Genomic DNA, 15350 nt, shown 5'->3' on the forward strand with positions numbered 1-15350 from the left:
GCCCGCTCGGGCGAGCTGGAGCTGCTGGCCCAGTGGGAGCCTGCGGTGGATTTCCTGGCCGACGTCGTGATGCGCCTACCCGGCTGGAACGCCGCCCGCGACGAGGTCCGGGGGCACGCCGCCCGGGCCCGCGGCGCAGACGGGGCGGCGCACTTCGCCGAGGCCGCCCGTCAGTTCACCGAGACCGGGCAGCCCCTCGACGCCGCCCGCTGCAGGTCCCTGACCAGCGCTTGTGCCTGAGGAACGATCCAGGAACACCCGTCCGGCAACCTCCGCGGTGTCAGCCAACCGCACACCGCGAGGAGTTCGCCATGCAGGCCTTCACCCCCGAGACCACCCCCGTCGCCCTGGAGAACGAGGGCATCGAGGTTCGCGCCGCCGAAGCCGGCGACATGACCGTCGGCTTCTTCCGGCTCAAGCAGGGCACGGACCTCGGCCCCGCGCTGGTCGGGCTGCCGGATGACTGCTGCCCGTGCCCGCACTGGGGCTACATGCTCGAGGGCCGGCTGCTGATGCGCATGCCCGGCGGGGACCAGACCTACGAGGCCGGTCAGGCCTTCTACTGGGGCCCGGGGCACATCCCGTTCGCGCTGACGGACTGCGCCTACGTCGACTTCTCGCCGTCCGCCGAGCTGGCCGCGGTCGTGAAGCACATCACAGGCGGCTGACCAGCCGGAACGCCCCACCGTCGCGCCCGGTTACTGTGAGCCCGGTGAACGGCGGTCCGGATTCCGGGGTCGACCCGGAGGTCATGGACCTCGACGGGGTCGACGCTGACGTGCTGCCCGCGGCTCTGCCCGGAAATCTGGACGAGGACCTGTCCGACGAGCCCTTCGACGCAGCCGCGTTCGACGAGGACGAATTCGTCGGCGACGAGGTCCCGTTCTACGACGGTGACGCCTTCTCCGTCGACGAGGGCGAGCTGCTGCCGGTGCTGGCGGTCGTGGGCCGGCCCAACGTCGGCAAGTCGACCCTGGTCAACCGGATCATCGGCCGCCGCGAAGCCGTCACCGAGGACACCCCCGGGGTGACCCGGGACCGGGTCGCCTACGAGGCAGCCTGGAACGGGCGCCGGTTCACCGTGCTCGACACCGGCGGCTGGGATCCCGAGGGCGAGGGGCTGCGGGCCTCGATCACCGCGCAGGCCGAACGCGCTGTGGCGCTGGCCGACGCTGTGCTGTTCGTCGTCGACGCGACCGTCGGCGCGACCGATCACGACGAGGCCGTCGTCAGGATCCTGCGGGCGTCGAAGAAGCCGGTCGTGCTGGCCGCCAACAAGGTCGACGGCGCGGCCACCGAGTCCGACGCCTCGATGCTCTGGTCGCTCGGACTGGGGGAGCCCTACCCGGTCTCCGCCCTGCACGGCCGCGGCTCCGGCGACCTGCTCGACGCCGCGCTCGAGGCGCTGCCCGTCGAACCCGGCCTGGGCCATCTGGTCATCGGCGGGCCGCGCCGGGTCGCGCTGCTGGGCAAGCCCAACGTCGGCAAGTCCTCGCTGCTGAACAAGTTGGCGGGGGAGAACCGGGTGGTGGTCGACTCCGTCGCCGGCACCACCGTCGACCCCGTGGACGAGCTGGTCGAACTCGGCGGGAAGACCTGGCGCTTCGTCGACACCGCCGGCATCCGGCGCAAGGTCAACACCGCCTCGGGCCACGAGTACTTCGCCTCCCTGCGCACCGCCGCCGCCCTCGACAAGGCCGAGGTCGCCGTCGTGCTGATCGAGGCGCACGAGTCGATCACCGAACAGGACACCCGGATCATCTCGATGGTCGTCGAGTCCGGGCGCGCGCTGGTGATCGCCTACAACAAGTGGGACCTGCTCGACGACGAACGCCGGCACTACCTCGAGCGCGAGATCGAACGCGACCTCGTGCGGGTGCCCTGGGCGCCGCGGGTTAACATCGCCGCGCGCACCGGCCGGCACATGGACAAGCTCGTGCCCGCGATCGAGACCGCGTTGGAGTCCTGGGACCAGCGGATCCCGACCGGCCGGCTGAACAGCTTCATCGGCACCCTCGTCGCAGCGCATCCGCACCCGATCCGCGGTGGCAAGCAGCCACGCGTGCTGTTCGCGACGCAGGCCGCCACCCGCCCGCCGCGCTTCGTCCTGTTCGCCTCCGGGTTCATCGAGGCCGGCTACCGGCGCTTCATCGAACGCCGGCTGCGCGAGGAGTTCGGCTTCGCCGGCACCCCGATCGACCTCTCCATCCGGGTCCGGGAGAAGCGCAGCAAGCGCTGAGCCCCGTGGTCACACGCATCGACTACCTGAACGACCCGCAGGCACCGGCGGCCAACAGCCTGGTGCCCTCGGTCATCGTGCTCGTGATCGACGGCGAAGACCGCATCCTGACCATTGAGCGGACCGACAACGGCTGGTGGTCGATCCCCGGCGGCGCCATCGAGCTCGGTGAATCCGTGGCGCAGGCCGCGATCCGCGAGACCGAGGAGGAGACCGGGATCCAGTGCGAGATCACCGGTCTGGTCGGCATCTACTCCGACCCCGGCCATCTCATCCACTACACGAGCAATGACGAGGTGCGGCAGGAGTTCGGCATCCTGCTCACCGCGCGCCCGGTCGGCGGCGCGCCGCGCCTGAGCGAGGAATCCTCCCGCGTCGAATGGCTGGACCCGCACGCGTTCCTGGCGAAGTTGCTCCCGGCCGATCCGATGCGCGGCTGGATCGAGCACTACCTGGCCGGGCCGGCCACCTGGCCGCGGATCTCGTGAGCACCGACCCCGCCGAGGCGTTGGCCACGGACGAGGCCCTGACGAGGGAGCGCCTGGCCGGGTTGCGCCGCGAGCACGAGCAGATCGTCGACTCCGCCGACGGGGCCACCGACGACGAGCACGACCCGGAAGGCACCACCGCGTACGACCGCGCCCGGACCGCCGCCCTCATCGAGGCCGCGTCCACGCACCTGGCCGAGATCGCCGCCGCGCGCGCCCGCCTCGAAACCGGCGCCTACGGCACGTGTGAGGTCTGCGGCAAGCCCATCCCGGCCGAGCGACTGGAGGCCCGACCTACCGCGCGAACCTGCGTCGGGTGCCCCGCTCGCTGACGGCGTCGGCTGCCGATCAACGTTGTGACAGGAGATGCGCCGATCGGCACTCCGCGTGCACCACCCGTCTCAACGTTGATCGTCAGCCGTCGCCTTCAGCGCTTGAGCCGGCGGCTTCCGCCATGCCAGTCCTCGACCAGGCCGACCTCACCGGCCTCGACGCCGAAGGCCCGCAGCTGCGGCCGCTCGCGCAGGCTGCGCTTGAACTCCGAGAATCCCGGGAACCGGGCCAGCGCCACGACGTGATCCCACAGCTCGGCCGCTTCTTCATCTGTCGGTCGGCGGCTGATCACGGGCCCGAAGAACGCGGGACCGTCGGGCGGGTCGACGTGGATGATCGGGGTGCCCACGTCGCGACCGGTCAGGGCGAGACCGGTGTCGGTCTCGTCCTTGATCACTCCATCCCAGTCCTCGTCGTACAACGCCTCGGCGAGCTCGAGCGGCAGGCCCGCCTCGGTGAGGATCGTCCGGGTGGTGGCCAGCTCTCGCTCTCGCTCGGCCAGCGGCACTCCGTCATCGGCCCAGGAGCCCTGGTCGAACACGGCCCGTCCGATTGCCGCCTGCAACGGGTCCAACGCCTCGGCCCCGTGCTCGGAGCGGGCCCGAGCCGCGACCCGCAGCATCCGCAGGCCGGCATTGTGCCCTGCCTCGTAGTCGGGTGGGAAGTGTGTGTCGTAGTCGATGTGCGCGTTCATCAGCCGCAGCGAGACCAGCCGCCACTCGACCCGGTAGTCCCGTGCCGCCATTACCTGGCGCACCCAGGTGCTGGTCAGCCACGCGAACGGGCAGACCGGGTCGAAGTAGAAGTGCAGATCGGCATCGCTCATCAGGCCACGCTGCCTGGCATCGGCTGCCGGGACAAGGGGCTCGCGGGCCAAGGTGCGCCCCACGTTGTTGGGGGTGGTCTGAGGGCGCGAGGTGGAATCCTGGCGGGGCCCGTGGGGTCCGTGCGGTAAGGTCATCGCGCTCGGTTCGCCGGGCTTCGGGCTGTAGCGCAGCTTGGTAGCGCACTTGACTGGGGGTCAAGGGGTCGCAGGTTCAAATCCTGTCAGCCCGACCGAGAAGCAGCAGGTCAGAGGCCCCTTCGGGGGCCTTTGGCCTTCTGGAGTGCCAGTTACGTGCCAGATCTACGCTGAGTCAGGCCCGGGATCTGCCGCCGGACGCTCTCGGCCCACTCGAGCCCGAGACGATCTACCTGGCCAAGACCGCCGACCGCAGCGTCCTCGGCTCGATGAACGATGCGGCCTTCCGATGCGAATGGATCGTCGAGAGCGACGGCCGCCTGGCGAACCTCAACCTCCAGGCGCTGCACCACGACCTGCTGCGCACACCCAACGGGGCCGGGACTTCGCGTACCCGATCGAACTCGCCCGCAGATGGGCCGCTCGCAGCCCGCCGTGTTCCGGTCGCCGCCTCGACCTGACGCGGCAACCGCCACACCAGGTTCGGGCTCGTCGACGCTGTGACGAATTGGCGAAGGCCCGCGCTGACGGAGGCCAGAGACCAGCCAGCAGGGGGCAGCCCGGGCCAGCGCTCAAGGTCGGCCCGACTACCACCGAAACCTCCTCTACACCGGGCTCTCGTCCCGTTCGGCGTGTGCACCGTCAGTTGCTCTGCTGCCCTGAAACAAGGAGTCCCGCCGTGGCCCTGCGCCGTACGCCATCGCAGCGCAGCCGGCCCGCTCTGGCGGTCGCCCTGGCCGCCATCCTGCTCCCGCTCGGCGCCACCTCGGTTTCGGCCACAGAGCCGGCGCTGCCCGCCGCTCCGGGATCGAGCACGCAGCCGGGGGCGCCGGGGCCGATCAGGGACCGGTACATCGTCACCTTCGGGTCTGCCACACCCACTGCGGACATCGTCTCGGCTCGCGAGGAGGCCCGCGGCCGCGGAGCCGCGGTGCACTTCACCTACAGTCACGCGTTGAAGGGGTTCGCGGCCACCCTGCCCGAGCGGGCCCTGACCGCGTTGCGCAACAACCCGCGGGTGACCGCCATCGAGGCTGACCGCGAAGTTCACGCCGATGGCACACAGTCCCCGGTGACGTGGGGCTTGGACCGGATCGACCAGACGGCGTTGCCGCTGAACGGGGCCTACACCTACGCCGCGACCGGGACCGGGGTCAGCGCCTATGTCATCGACTCCGGCATCCGGGCCACTCATGAGCAGTTCGGCGGGCGGGTTACCGCCGGCTACACCGCGATCAGCGACGGCTTTGGCACCGGGGACTGCCACGGGCACGGCACCCACGTCGCGGGCAGCATCGGGGGGTCCACCTACGGCGTCGCCAAGGCCGTCACGCTGGTGCCGGTGCGGGTGCTCGACTGCAACGGCTCGGGCAGCACCTCCGCGACTATCGCCGGCGTCGACTGGGTCACCGCCCAGCACACCACCGGCCCCGCGGTGGCGAACATGAGCCTGGGCGGTGGCGCCTCCAGCGCGTTGGACACCGCGATCGCCAACTCGATCGCCGACGGGGTCAGCTACGCGGTGGCGGCCGGTAACGACAACCTCGACGCCTGCACGCAATCACCTGCCCGCCTGCCCGCCGCGATCACGGTGGGGGCCAGCACCTCGGCCGACGCCCGGGCCTCCTTCTCCAACTACGGGACCTGCCTGGACCTGTTCGCTCCCGGGTCGAGCATCACCTCCGCGGTCAACACCAGCGACACCGCGACCGCGACCTGGAGTGGTACCTCGATGGCGAGCCCGCACGTGGCCGGGGTGATCGCCACCTACCTGCAGGGTGTGCCCGGTGCGTTGCCGGCGGCCGTGCGGACCGTGCTGGTCGGCGCCGGCACGGCGAACGTGCTCAGCGGCGTCGGGACCGGTTCACCGAACACGCTGTTGTACTCGGTGTTGACCCTGCCGAGCCCGACCAACCTCACGCCGGTAGCGGTAGCCCCGGTGAAGGCAATCGCGAGCACCGGGCAGATCGGCACCTCGACGGTGCCGGTGCGCCTGAGCTGGTCAGCCAGCGACCTGAACGGGATCGCGAGCTATCAGCTGCAGCAGAGCACCGATGGGGGCACCAGCTGGACCACCGTTGCCCTGCCAACCCCGACCTCTACAAGCGTCACGTTGAACCTGGCACCGGCGGCGGGTCTGCGCTACCGGGTCCGCGCGATCGACACCCTGGGCGCCGTAGGGGCCTACGCCACCGGCTCGACGTTCACCCTCTCGCTGCGGCAACAGAACGCATCCACGGTCACCTACCCGGCCGGGTCCTGGACCACGTACTCCTACTCCGCCGCCTCCGGCGGCAGCTACGCCACCTCCCGCACCGCCGGTGCGAAGGTGCGCCTGAGCTTCACCGGTACTCAGGTGGACTGGATCGGGCTCACCGGGTCCAATCGCGGCAGGGCCGAGGTGTACCTGGACGGGGTGTTCCAGAGGACCGTCGATGCGTACTCCTCCTCCAGGCAGCCGCGCCGGATCCTGTTCAACAAGACCGTCCCCGCCGGGAGCCACACGCTGGTAATCAAGGTGCTCGGCACCCGCAACGCCAGCTCATCGGGCAACTACATCGACGCCGACGCGTTCGTCACCACCAGCTAAGGCGGCGGCGGAATCCGCCCGTGACCACCCCACGCTACGGGCCGTGACCTGAGCGGTGGGCGCGCGAACAGGACCTGGGCGTTGTGGGCTTCTGAAGGGCATCAGGGATGACCACCATCCACGACGAGCTCGCGGTCGTTCTTGTCCGCGCCCAGCGGGGGGACGAGGAGGCCTTCCGTGAGCTCTACCGCACGGTGCAGCCGGCGTTGCTGCGTTACCTGCGCGTCCTCGTCGGCGATGACGCGGAGGATGTCGCCTCCGAGGCCTGGCTGCAGATCGCCCGTGACCTGAGCAAATTCTGCGGCACCGCCGACAAATTCCGCGGTTGGTGCGCCACCATCGCCCGCAACCGGGCGATGGACCACCTGCGGCGGCGCCGCAGCCGCCCGGTCGCCGCGGACAGCCTTCTCGAACTCTTCGTAAACCTGCCCGCACCGGACGACACCGCTCGGTCGGCCTGCGATCTCGTGGACGGCGACGCCGCGCTGGCGCTGATCGCGACCCTGCCGCCTGACCAGGCCGAGGCCGTGATGCTGCGCGTCATCGTCGGGCTGGACGCAGAGACCGCCGCCGCTGTGCTGGGCAAGCGCGCGGGAGCCGTTCGCACCGCCGCATACCGCGGCTTGAAGAACCTCGCCCAGCGGCTCGCGACGCAGGAAAACGATCCTGACCAAGGGGTGACATCTGCGCAGGGGCGTGCGCTGAAGAACATGAGATGACTAGCCACTACATCCGCGGCCCCGCGGCCGGTCGGACCCAGCGCGACCACGTTGAGCAGATCCTGAACGTGGTCTCGGGCACGACCCCAGCCGAGGCCGATGCGCTCCTCGCCCTGTTCTCCACCACAGCCGGTCCGATCCACTCGGGCGCGCTCGCGGGAGAGGCAGCGGCGGTGGTTGCGTTCCGGGCCGCTCATCGCCAACCCGCCCCCGCCTCCCGGGCACTCACTCCCTCCCTGGCCCGGCGCGGCCGTTCTCGAACGTCCGAAGTGGTCGCCGCGGCGGACTCCGACGACGACTATCACCGCAGCTGCGTCGACCTGCTCACGGGCCTTCGCCTGGCCGAGCGCCGCGTCGAGGAGAAGTTTCACGCGCCCAGGCGCAGCGGGAGCTCGCGGTCGCGCACCGCCTCGAACTTCATGGCCCAAGGCCACGCCGGGGCGGCCACGTGCGGCCGGCAGCGCGCGAACCACTCGAGGGTTGACCGCCGTCTACAGGGACGGAAGCTGAGCCGAATGACGACCGCCGGGTGCCCCTGGATCGGGTGTGTCCGGCGTTCCTGCGCAGCTGGCGGAGGCTTCGAGATTTGAACGCGTGAGGGGTTGCCCAACACGCTTTCCCAGTCGGGAGCGCCGGGTCCGAGTCTGTCCAGACGGGTCCTAGACGCTCAGCGGCTACCTCGGCGGTGGTCGCCGACCGGCGCCGAAGCGGGGTGAATGAGACGGAAACTGAGACGGGCGTGAGCTCCGGGCGCGAAGGTGCTCCAGGCCGTCCAGCTGTGGAAGTCGCGGCACAGTTGGTGGTTGCCCGCCAGGTCAGTGGACGCGGGCGCCGAGGCGGGCGACACCGAGAATGGCCCCGGCGGCGAGCAGGATCCAGGAACCCACAAACGCCGCCATCGCCAGCACCCAGGCCGCGGGGGCCAGCTCCCCGGTGACGGTGGCGAGGACCAGGCCCGCCACCGCGAGGGCGAGGAACGCCACGGGGAAGACGCGATTGGCCGAACGGTTCATGTGGGCCTCCAAACGGCGAGTCGGGACGGTGAGAACGAGATCCACGGCAGCGCGGGTGCACACGCGCCAGGCCGCTTCGTCGCGGAGCTGCGCGCCGAACACGGCCACCATGTCGGCGCCGTATTCGTCACGGAAGGGACGCGGATAGAGACGCACGAGCCCCCGGTAGGCGGAAACGGGCGCCCCGGTCCCGCTCATGCCGTCGCTCCGCCGGGCAGATGGATGGCGATGCGGTGCACCAGGGCCTGGAGCCGGGCGAGCTCGCCGAGGGCGACAGCCCTCCCGTTCGGGGTGAGTTCGTAATAACGGCGCCGCTCATTGTCGTCGCGGGCCACCCGATCGGTCGTCTCGACGATGAGTTCGTCTGCGACCAAGCGGTTCAACGTCCCGTACAGCGTGCCGGGGCCCATCCGTACGGACCCGTCGCTCAGCTCGGCCACCCGGCGCATTAGCGCGTACCCGTGGTTTTCGCCGTCCAGCAGCGCCAGGACCAGGTGCAGCGAGGCGGAGGGGAGTGGTTTGGGCTTCCTCGTCATGCTCGAACAATGATATATCGAACCCTGATAGTCAATCCTTTCTCGACCCACCCTTCCGAACGCCTGTATAGGGTCGCGCCCATGACGTTTCAGGTTGTCTGCCTCTCCGCCGTGGACGGCTCGGGAGGCGAGCAGATCAGCCCGCTCGTGGCCGAGCGACTGGGCTACCGGCTGGTGAACGAGGAGATCGTCGCCATGGCGGCGGGCCAGGCGGAGCTCGCCCCCGAGCTCATCGCCGACGTCGAGCGACGCAAGTCGCTGATCGGCCGCGTCCTGGAGCGCATGGGGCCCGCGGCCGCCTCGTCGACCATCGGCTACATGGCCCCGGTGATCGACGACACCCCGAGCAGCGCTGCGTTGCGCGACCTCATCCGCACGGCGATCGAGCAGGTCGCCGAGGAGGGCCGTGATCGTGGCGCACGCCGCGTCTTACGCCCTGCGCGGGCGCCCCGACACCCTGCGCGTCTTCCTCACCGCCTCGCCGAACACGCGAACGGAGCGGCTGACGACGGACACCAAGCAACTGGCCAAGCTGGACGCCAACCGGGCCGACTATCTCAAGCGCTTCTACGACATCGGCGTCGAGCAGTCGCACGACTACGACCTCGTCCTGAACACCGATCGCCTCGAGCCGGCCGCTGCGGCGGAGATCATCGCGGGCTTGGCGACCGCCCGATAACGGGCACTGGTCCGTCCGCCTACTGGCCAGCCGAGCACGAACAATCCTCACACGCCAGAAATGTCCAATTCGTACTGGACCGTGTGGCTCAGCGTGTCGTTATCGCGACACAGGGTAGGTCTGCGCAGGATGGATTCAGCAAGTTCCACACGCCCGTGGAGCTCGCGGAAGGAAGTACCCGCATGTACGCCATCGTCTGGTTGCCGGAGCACACGTCCACCGGCGCCACCAGTACCGCGAAGGCCGTCAAGATCGACCACTACTTCGAACACGAGATCTCCGCCGACGGCACCCTCACGGTCCACTGCCTGTATCTGCCGTCTCCACGGCCGGACCCGAACCTCCCCGCCGTCGGCCTCTCGCGCGGGCAGCCGACGTCCTTCCCGCCCCAGGGCTGGGTGCTGTTCGAGCTCTTCGGGGCCGACGGGACCCGATTCAAAGCCAAGCGACCTCCGCACAACTGATCAGGATCCGAGAAGCGGGCGCCACCGTCCGTGGCCTAGCGTTTCGCGCATGCTGATGCGCGCCGACTACCCCGCCGTTTTTGTTGCCGACGTCCGCACGATGGTCGCGGCCAACGTTGACGCCTGCAACGCCCTGAAGCTGACCGCCAAGCAGAAAGCCGCGTTCGAGCCGGCTACGTCCAGCAGCTGCTGCTGGCGCTGGACTCCTACTTCACCCACCGGAGCCGCGGCCAGGAAGGCAAGGACGGCAACCCGCTCAACGAGGTTCGGATGATCACCGACTCGATTCAGGGCAACGACGCCCACGGACCAATCGTGCCGGTGCTGGCCGCCAACTCAACGATCAAGTACAAGCCGGAGAACTCGGTGCTCGGGCTGGAGATCGGCGAACCGCTGGAGATCTCGGTCGCCGAGTACGCCAAGCTCGCCTACGCCTTCCTCGACGAGGTCGAGAAGCGGTTCGTGGCGAAGGCCTAAGCCTTCTTGCGGCGGGACCAACGCCGAGGTTCGGGCGCCGGCGGCTGACCCCACAACGGCCAGCCCTTGGCGCGGCGTGCCAACAGCTCTCCGGCCGCGACGAACAGGATCGCGCACCCGACGGCGCCGAGGCCGGCCGCCGCGTCCCGTGCCAGCCCGTCGCCGCTGACGGCCAGATCACCGCCGATGCCGCCGATGATCGCCCCGCCCATCCCGAGGAAGGCGGTGGCAAAGACACCGAGCGCGTAGCGCCGCTTGCGCGAGACCTTGCGCCAGAAGGCTGCCGCGATCGCCACGAGCATGACGATCCGAATCACGAGCGCACCTCCGCAGTGGCCGACGGAACGATCGGCCTCAGCGACCCTAGCCCGCGCGTCAGATGATTCCGAGGTCGGCCACGGCGGGCTTGACCTTGGTCGCCAGCAGCTGCAGGTGGTCGAGCGCGGCGACGACGTCCGGATCACCGGCGAGAAGCGCAACGGCAAGCTCGTCGCCGAGCGCGTCGTAGCTGACGACTGATCAGACCGCTCCGAGGCGGGTAGCACGGGGGAGGGACGATTCTCATGAGCCGTAAGACCCTAGCCATCACCACAACCGGTGGTTCGCGGTTGCCGGCGTCATCGAGGACATCGACGTCGGCAGCGGCGAGATCCGCATTGACCCGCGCCGCGTCTCCGAGCACATCGAGCCCGTCGGGGCACGGCGCCGGTAGATCATTAGCAGTGGCAGGATCGGCGCATGGCAGCGCCGAACGCTCCTGTCGAGGCCTCATCCGTGGCCGAGCTGCTGGCGGACGCCACCGACCGGGAGCCGATCACCGACGGCGCCGGCAAGTCCGGCGCCCGGCTCGAACGCGTCCGCATCGAGGGCGTCTCGCACGTGGTCAAATACGTCGACCTGGACTCTGACTGGACGATGAGGACGGCGGGCTGCCTGGTGCCCGCCGCGCTGCTGTTGTGGCGCCGCGGTGTGTTCACCCGGTTGCCCGCGTGCATCGATCAGCCGATCATCGGCGTTGCCGCGTACGAACGCGGTGCCGCGCTGTTGATGCGCGATGTGGCCGACGTGCTGGTCCCGGTCAGTGACGATCCGATCGACCTCCCGACGCAGCATCAGTTTCTCGACCACATGGCCGCGATGCATGCGGCGTTCTGGGATGCCGGCCCCGAGTGCGACGTGGTCCCGACCTCCCACCGCTACCTCGACCTCTCGCCCTGGCTCGCCCAGGCCGAGGGTGAGCGCGGGTCGGACGACCTGGTCCCGCGCCTGGTCGGCCAGGGCTGGCCGTTGCTGGCCGAGGTTGCGCCCGTGGCCGCCGCGGTGGTCACCCCCTTGGCCTGGGACCCGGGCCCGTTGGTGATGGCGCTGGCGGACACCCCGCAGACCTTCGTCCACGGGAACTGGAAGTTCGACAACCTCGGCGTGCACGAGGACGGCCGCACCGTCCTTCTGGACTGGGAGCTGCCCGGCCGCAGCCCCGGCCTCAGCGACCTGGCCTGGTACCTGTCGATCAACTGTCGCCGCCTGCCGGAGTCCAAGGAGGCGACGATCGCGACCTACCGCGCCGCCCTCGAACGCCACGGGATCGACACCGCACCCTGGTGGGACCGTCAGCTCGCGCTCTGCCTGCTCGGCGGCCTCGTCCAGTTCGGTTGGGAGAAGGCGTTCGGCGGTTACGACGACGAGCTGGCCTGGTGGGAGGCCCGCGCGCTCGAGGGCGCCGAGCTGCTCTGAGCCCGGGTGCGCAGTTCGCGACAACCGGGGACGACACTCATGGCAGAGATCCAAGCCCATGGGGCCCTCGGTGCCGCACAATGTTCTTGTGAGTGGATCTTTCGACGACGAGGGTCAGCAGGCTCCCGCCCGCGCCGAGCGCCCGCAGATGAACAAGCAGTGGATGCTCGCCGCGGCGGGCGCCTTCGTGGTGGTGTTCATCGTCGCGGCGGCCGGCATCGCGAGCCTGTGGGACTCCGAGCCGGACCTCGCGGAGCGTTCCAGCGAGGCGCCGCCGCCCCGGGAGTACGGCGGCCCGCTGTGGTTCACCGTCGGCGGCCCGGACGAGACCCAGCTGATCACCAACACGCTCCCGCGTGGGGTGGCCGGCCCGGGGACGGCCTACACCGGTGTGGCCAAGTACCTCGCCACCGAGAAGTGCTTCACCGATGGCACCAACCTGCTGGTCTGGCCGCGCGGCTCACGCCCGCTCACCGAGAACAGCCGCCACGGGGTCAATCCCGGCGACGGCGTGGACGTCTACGAGGGCGAGACCGTGAGCGCCACGGGGGAGTCGATCCTCATCGCCGAGACCGAGGAGTTCCCGCCGACCCCGGCGGCCTGCGCGCCGAGCGGCAACGCGATGTCGCTGAGCGCAGTCAAGAACTGAACCCGGCCGCCCGGCTGGGAGATCTGACGCGAGGTCAGGCCGTGACGATCTGGCGGAGCAACCGCTCCACGGCGATCTCGAGTTCGGCGGCGGCGCCGGTCGGGTCCGTGGTGTAACGGCCCAGGGCCTGCAGGAAGAGTCCGTCGAAGACCGCGTAGGCCGAGGTCGAGGACAGCACGAGCCCCGTCCCGGTCAGCTCGGTGTACCGGCTGACGACCCGCCAGATCATGCCCTCCAGGCCGGCGTCGATCTCGGCGACGTCGGTCCGGAACGCGTCGTCGAACATGCTCTGGTTGCGCAGGTCGTACCAGAGCCGGTGCATCGCGGCGTCGTCGACCAGCGTCGTGGCCATCGCCTGGGCGAAGCGCACGGCGAGCTCGTCGCCGTCGACGGAGGAGGCCACGATCTCGTCGTAGCGGCTCACGCACTCGGCCTTGTACTGACGCACGCTGTGCGTGATCAGGTCGACCTTGTCCCTGAAGTAGTAGTGCAGAACGCCATGGGAGAAGGCGCTGTTGGCCGCGATCTCGCGCAGGCTGGTCCGGGCGTACCCAAGTTCGGACAGCGTGGTCCGGGTGGCGGCCGCCAGCTCGTCGCGGCGCGCGGCGAACTTGTCCACCAAGCGCGCGGAGACGCGCTCGGACCCAACCGTCGGACTCATGCGGGCAATGAAAGCAGAACGGGGCCTGTGAATTCCAGAGTTTCTTGGACAGTTGCCCAAAAAACTCTTGACGGGTGTCCAGGAACAGGGCTTGGCTATGGCCCAGATCACTCACCCAGCCCCCGGGAGGCACTACATGGGCATCTTCGACCTGACCGGCCGCAAGGCACTGGTAACCGGCGGGGCCCGAGGACTGGGGTCCGGCATGGCCGCGGCCCTGGCCGACGCCGGAGCCTCCGTCGCGATCGGCGACATCGCCGAGGACCTCGGCAAGGCGACCGTCGAAGAGCTCAAGGCGAAAGGCAAGTCGGCCGAGTTCATCCAGCTCGACGTCACCAGCGAGTCCAGCTGGGAGGCCGCGGTCCAGCAGACCGTCTCGGCCCTCGGCGGCTTCGACATCCTGGTGAACAACGCCGGCATCGAGCTCTCCAGCCTGGTGGTCGACATCAACCCCGACGACGTCCGCCGGATGATGGACGTCAACGTCGTCGGCACCATGCTCGGCGTCAAGCACGCCTTCCGCGCCATGCGCCCCGGTGGCTCGGCCGGTAACGGTGGCTCGGTCATCAACATCGCCTCGGTCGCCGCGACCATCGCCTTCCCGGCGATCGCCGGTTATTCGGCCTCGAAGTCCGCAGTCGACCGCCTCACCCGCGTCGCCGCGGTGGAGTCCGGCAAGCTCGGATACGGCGTCCGCGTCAACTGCATCTACCCGGGCCTCGTCCCGACCGAGATGGGCACCAAGCTCGCGATGGACATCGTCGAGATCGGCCTGGCCCCCGACATCAACGCCGCCATCGGGATGGTCGTCGAGCAGACCCCGCTCGGCCGCCTGGGTGAGGTCGGCGACATGGCCGACGTCGTCGTGTTCCTCGCCTCCGACGCCGCCCGGTTCGTCACCGGCGCCGGCATCGCGGTCGACGGCGGCATGGGCACCTGACGCTCCCTCACTCTTTCGGCCCCACCCGCCCGAAGCTCCTGACAAGGAACCCACATGAGTGACAAGCCGGTCGTCGTCTACGGCGCCAGCGGATACACCGGCCGCCTGGTCTGCGAATACCTGATCAAGCTGAAGATCCCCTTCATCGCCGCGGGCCGCGACATGGGCCGTCTCAAGGCGGGTCTGGACACCGTCCCGGGTCTGGACTCCGGTGACTACGAGATGGTCGAGGTGGAGCACAACGTCGAGGCGCTGACCAAGCTCCTCACCGGCGCGCGCGCGATGTGCAACATGGTCGGTCCGTTCATGGAGTACGGGCCGGCCTCGGTCAAGGCCTGCCACAACGCCGGCGTCCACTACATGGACACCACGGGCGAGCAGGACTGGATGATGTGGTGCCGCGAGGAGTTCGGCGCCAAGTTCGCCGAGAAAAACCTCCTGCTCTCCCCGGGCATCGCGCAGATGTACACCACCGGCGAGATCGCGGCGAACTACGCCCTGGAGAACCCGGGCCTGGAAACCCTCGACATGTCGGTGTTCTGGAAGGGCCAGCCGACTGTCGCCTCAACCGCGACGATCGTGCAGAACGCGGTCCTGTCCAAGGCCCACTTCCTGGAGAACAACGAGCTCGTCGAGTGGCCGGCCGACGTCGGCCTCTACTCGCTGGACGTGCCCGGCCAGCACGAGCCGGGCCTGGCCCTGCCCTGGGGCGGCACCTCGTCCCCGATCTGGTTCCAGAATCTGCATATCTGCTTGAGTGCAGTGATCCTTATCGGGACTGTTATCTGACGATCAGTTCGTTCAGCGGGTGTGGATCGGTGGCGACGGCCTGCTGGAGCAGGCGGTAGAAGAGCATGCCGCGGGCAC

18 protein-coding genes, 1 tRNA gene and 3 pseudogenes are annotated in these 15350 nt (G+C 69.5%); 17 read left to right on the forward strand and 5 right to left on the reverse strand.

Translation table 11 applies throughout. The annotated features are described in order from the left end of the window. From H0X00_RS12240 to H0X00_RS12260, 5 genes and pseudogenes are all read left to right on the forward strand, one after another. Positions 1-240: pseudogene (locus H0X00_RS12240) on the forward strand (hypothetical protein); the annotation flags it as partial. A gap of 71 nt (positions 241-311) precedes the next feature. Beyond that, a complete protein-coding gene (locus H0X00_RS12245; protein WP_293771198.1) occupies positions 312-668 on the forward strand; it encodes a hypothetical protein in 357 nt (118 codons plus the stop codon). 44 nt (positions 669-712) lie between these two features. After that, positions 713-2239, forward strand: a complete 1527-nt coding sequence (gene der, locus H0X00_RS12250; protein ID WP_293771200.1) for a ribosome biogenesis GTPase Der — start codon at positions 713-715, stop codon at positions 2237-2239. 5 nt (positions 2240-2244) lie between these two features. Further along, positions 2245-2727, forward strand: coding sequence for an NUDIX domain-containing protein (locus H0X00_RS12255; protein ID WP_293771202.1), 483 nt, complete (start codon positions 2245-2247; stop codon positions 2725-2727). After that, positions 2724-3059, forward strand: coding sequence for a TraR/DksA C4-type zinc finger protein (locus tag H0X00_RS12260; protein WP_293771204.1), 336 nt, complete (start codon positions 2724-2726; stop codon positions 3057-3059). The genes H0X00_RS12255 and H0X00_RS12260 overlap by 4 nt, the downstream gene beginning before the upstream one ends. Positions 3060-3154: 95 nt before the next feature. On the opposite strand, the gene H0X00_RS12265 is transcribed toward H0X00_RS12260, so the two are convergent. Continuing rightward, positions 3155-3886: a hypothetical protein gene (locus H0X00_RS12265; protein ID WP_293771206.1), complete on the reverse strand. Its 732-nt coding sequence runs from the start codon at positions 3884-3886 to the stop codon at positions 3155-3157. Positions 3887-4042: 156 nt separating this feature from the next. On the opposite strand from H0X00_RS12265, the gene H0X00_RS12270 reads away from it, so the two are divergent. The 4 genes from H0X00_RS12270 (at position 4043) to H0X00_RS12285 (ending at position 7330) form a co-directional block, all read left to right on the forward strand. Further along, positions 4043-4116, forward strand: a tRNA-Pro gene (locus H0X00_RS12270). A gap of 174 nt (positions 4117-4290) precedes the next feature. Further along, on the forward strand, positions 4291-4482 hold the full coding sequence (locus H0X00_RS12275; protein WP_293771208.1) for a hypothetical protein: 192 nt from the start codon (positions 4291-4293) through the stop codon (positions 4480-4482). A 218-nt stretch (positions 4483-4700) separates the two neighbouring features. Beyond that, the gene (locus H0X00_RS12280) at positions 4701-6611 is read left to right on the forward strand and encodes a S8 family serine peptidase (RefSeq protein ID WP_293771210.1); all 1911 of its coding nucleotides are present in this window, start codon (positions 4701-4703) and stop codon (positions 6609-6611) included. Positions 6612-6718: 107 nt separating this feature from the next. Further along, positions 6719-7330: an RNA polymerase sigma factor gene (locus tag H0X00_RS12285; protein WP_293771212.1), complete on the forward strand. Its 612-nt coding sequence runs from the start codon at positions 6719-6721 to the stop codon at positions 7328-7330. An 815-nt stretch (positions 7331-8145) separates the two neighbouring features. Here H0X00_RS12285 and H0X00_RS12290 read toward each other — a convergent pair. Beyond that, positions 8146-8541: a hypothetical protein gene (locus H0X00_RS12290; RefSeq protein WP_293771214.1), complete on the reverse strand. Its 396-nt coding sequence runs from the start codon at positions 8539-8541 to the stop codon at positions 8146-8148. Continuing rightward, positions 8538-8879: a PadR family transcriptional regulator gene (locus H0X00_RS12295; protein ID WP_293771216.1), complete on the reverse strand. Its 342-nt coding sequence runs from the start codon at positions 8877-8879 to the stop codon at positions 8538-8540. The genes H0X00_RS12290 and H0X00_RS12295 overlap by 4 nt, the downstream gene beginning before the upstream one ends. Before the next feature lie 81 nt (positions 8880-8960). Here H0X00_RS12295 and H0X00_RS12300 point away from each other — a divergent pair. The 3 genes and pseudogenes from H0X00_RS12300 (at position 8961) to H0X00_RS12310 (ending at position 10499) form a co-directional block, all read left to right on the forward strand. Further along, a pseudogene (locus H0X00_RS12300) lies at positions 8961-9558 on the forward strand (AAA family ATPase). Between the two features lie 182 nt (positions 9559-9740). Further along, positions 9741-10022, forward strand: a complete 282-nt coding sequence (locus H0X00_RS12305) for a hypothetical protein (protein WP_293771218.1) — start codon at positions 9741-9743, stop codon at positions 10020-10022. 270 nt (positions 10023-10292) lie between these two features. Continuing rightward, entirely contained in the window at positions 10293-10499 is a 207-nt protein-coding gene (locus H0X00_RS12310; protein ID WP_293771220.1) for a hypothetical protein, read from the forward strand. Here H0X00_RS12310 and H0X00_RS12315 read toward each other — a convergent pair. Continuing rightward, complete coding sequence (locus tag H0X00_RS12315; RefSeq protein ID WP_293771222.1) at positions 10496-10816, reverse strand: hypothetical protein; 321 nt, start codon at positions 10814-10816, stop codon at positions 10496-10498. The genes H0X00_RS12310 and H0X00_RS12315 overlap by 4 nt on opposite strands. Between H0X00_RS12315 and H0X00_RS12320 the strand changes: the two genes are divergently transcribed. The 3 genes from H0X00_RS12320 (at position 10800) to H0X00_RS12330 (ending at position 12882) form a co-directional block, all read left to right on the forward strand. After that, positions 10800-11018: a hypothetical protein gene (locus tag H0X00_RS12320; protein WP_293771224.1), complete on the forward strand. Its 219-nt coding sequence runs from the start codon at positions 10800-10802 to the stop codon at positions 11016-11018. The genes H0X00_RS12315 and H0X00_RS12320 overlap by 17 nt on opposite strands. Before the next feature lie 219 nt (positions 11019-11237). Continuing rightward, on the forward strand, positions 11238-12233 hold the full coding sequence (locus H0X00_RS12325; RefSeq protein ID WP_293771226.1) for a phosphotransferase: 996 nt from the start codon (positions 11238-11240) through the stop codon (positions 12231-12233). Positions 12234-12321: 88 nt separating this feature from the next. Then, positions 12322-12882 (forward strand): hypothetical protein, encoded by a 561-nt coding sequence (locus H0X00_RS12330; RefSeq protein ID WP_293771228.1) that lies wholly within the window; start codon positions 12322-12324, stop codon positions 12880-12882. A 34-nt stretch (positions 12883-12916) separates the two neighbouring features. Here the strand turns inward: H0X00_RS12330 and H0X00_RS12335 are convergent, their stop codons facing one another. Beyond that, positions 12917-13543: a TetR/AcrR family transcriptional regulator gene (locus tag H0X00_RS12335; RefSeq protein WP_293771230.1), complete on the reverse strand. Its 627-nt coding sequence runs from the start codon at positions 13541-13543 to the stop codon at positions 12917-12919. A gap of 136 nt (positions 13544-13679) precedes the next feature. Between H0X00_RS12335 and H0X00_RS12340 the strand changes: the two genes are divergently transcribed. Together H0X00_RS12340 and H0X00_RS12345 are read left to right on the forward strand one after the other, a co-directional pair. After that, entirely contained in the window at positions 13680-14483 is an 804-nt protein-coding gene (locus tag H0X00_RS12340) for an SDR family NAD(P)-dependent oxidoreductase (RefSeq protein WP_293771232.1), read from the forward strand. A gap of 54 nt (positions 14484-14537) precedes the next feature. Further along, positions 14538-15224, forward strand: a pseudogene (locus H0X00_RS12345) (trans-acting enoyl reductase family protein); the annotation flags it as partial. Positions 15225-15350 lie beyond the last annotated feature (126 nt).

It is taken from the genome of Sporichthya sp. (genome assembly GCF_013815995.1).
Taxonomy (GTDB): Bacteria; Actinomycetota; Actinomycetes; order Sporichthyales; family Sporichthyaceae; genus Sporichthya.

Coding starts and splice junctions, on each gene's coding strand:
- H0X00_RS12305 (WP_293771218.1), top strand. CDS start 9,741: ATGTACGCCATCGTCTGGTTGCCGGAGCACACGTCCACCGGCGCCACC.
- H0X00_RS12310 (WP_293771220.1), top strand. CDS start 10,293: ATGATCACCGACTCGATTCAGGGCAACGACGCCCACGGACCAATCGTG.
- H0X00_RS12320 (WP_293771224.1), top strand. CDS start 10,800: ATGACGATCCGAATCACGAGCGCACCTCCGCAGTGGCCGACGGAACGA.
- H0X00_RS12245 (WP_293771198.1), top strand. CDS start 312: ATGCAGGCCTTCACCCCCGAGACCACCCCCGTCGCCCTGGAGAACGAG.
- H0X00_RS12340 (WP_293771232.1), top strand. CDS start 13,680: ATGGGCATCTTCGACCTGACCGGCCGCAAGGCACTGGTAACCGGCGGG.
- H0X00_RS12295 (WP_293771216.1), bottom strand. CDS start 8,879: ATGACGAGGAAGCCCAAACCACTCCCCTCCGCCTCGCTGCACCTGGTC.
- H0X00_RS12275 (WP_293771208.1), top strand. CDS start 4,291: ATGAACGATGCGGCCTTCCGATGCGAATGGATCGTCGAGAGCGACGGC.
- H0X00_RS12335 (WP_293771230.1), bottom strand. CDS start 13,543: ATGAGTCCGACGGTTGGGTCCGAGCGCGTCTCCGCGCGCTTGGTGGAC.
- H0X00_RS12290 (WP_293771214.1), bottom strand. CDS start 8,541: ATGAGCGGGACCGGGGCGCCCGTTTCCGCCTACCGGGGGCTCGTGCGT.
- H0X00_RS12285 (WP_293771212.1), top strand. CDS start 6,719: ATGACCACCATCCACGACGAGCTCGCGGTCGTTCTTGTCCGCGCCCAG.
- H0X00_RS12325 (WP_293771226.1), top strand. CDS start 11,238: ATGGCAGCGCCGAACGCTCCTGTCGAGGCCTCATCCGTGGCCGAGCTG.
- H0X00_RS12265 (WP_293771206.1), bottom strand. CDS start 3,886: ATGAGCGATGCCGATCTGCACTTCTACTTCGACCCGGTCTGCCCGTTC.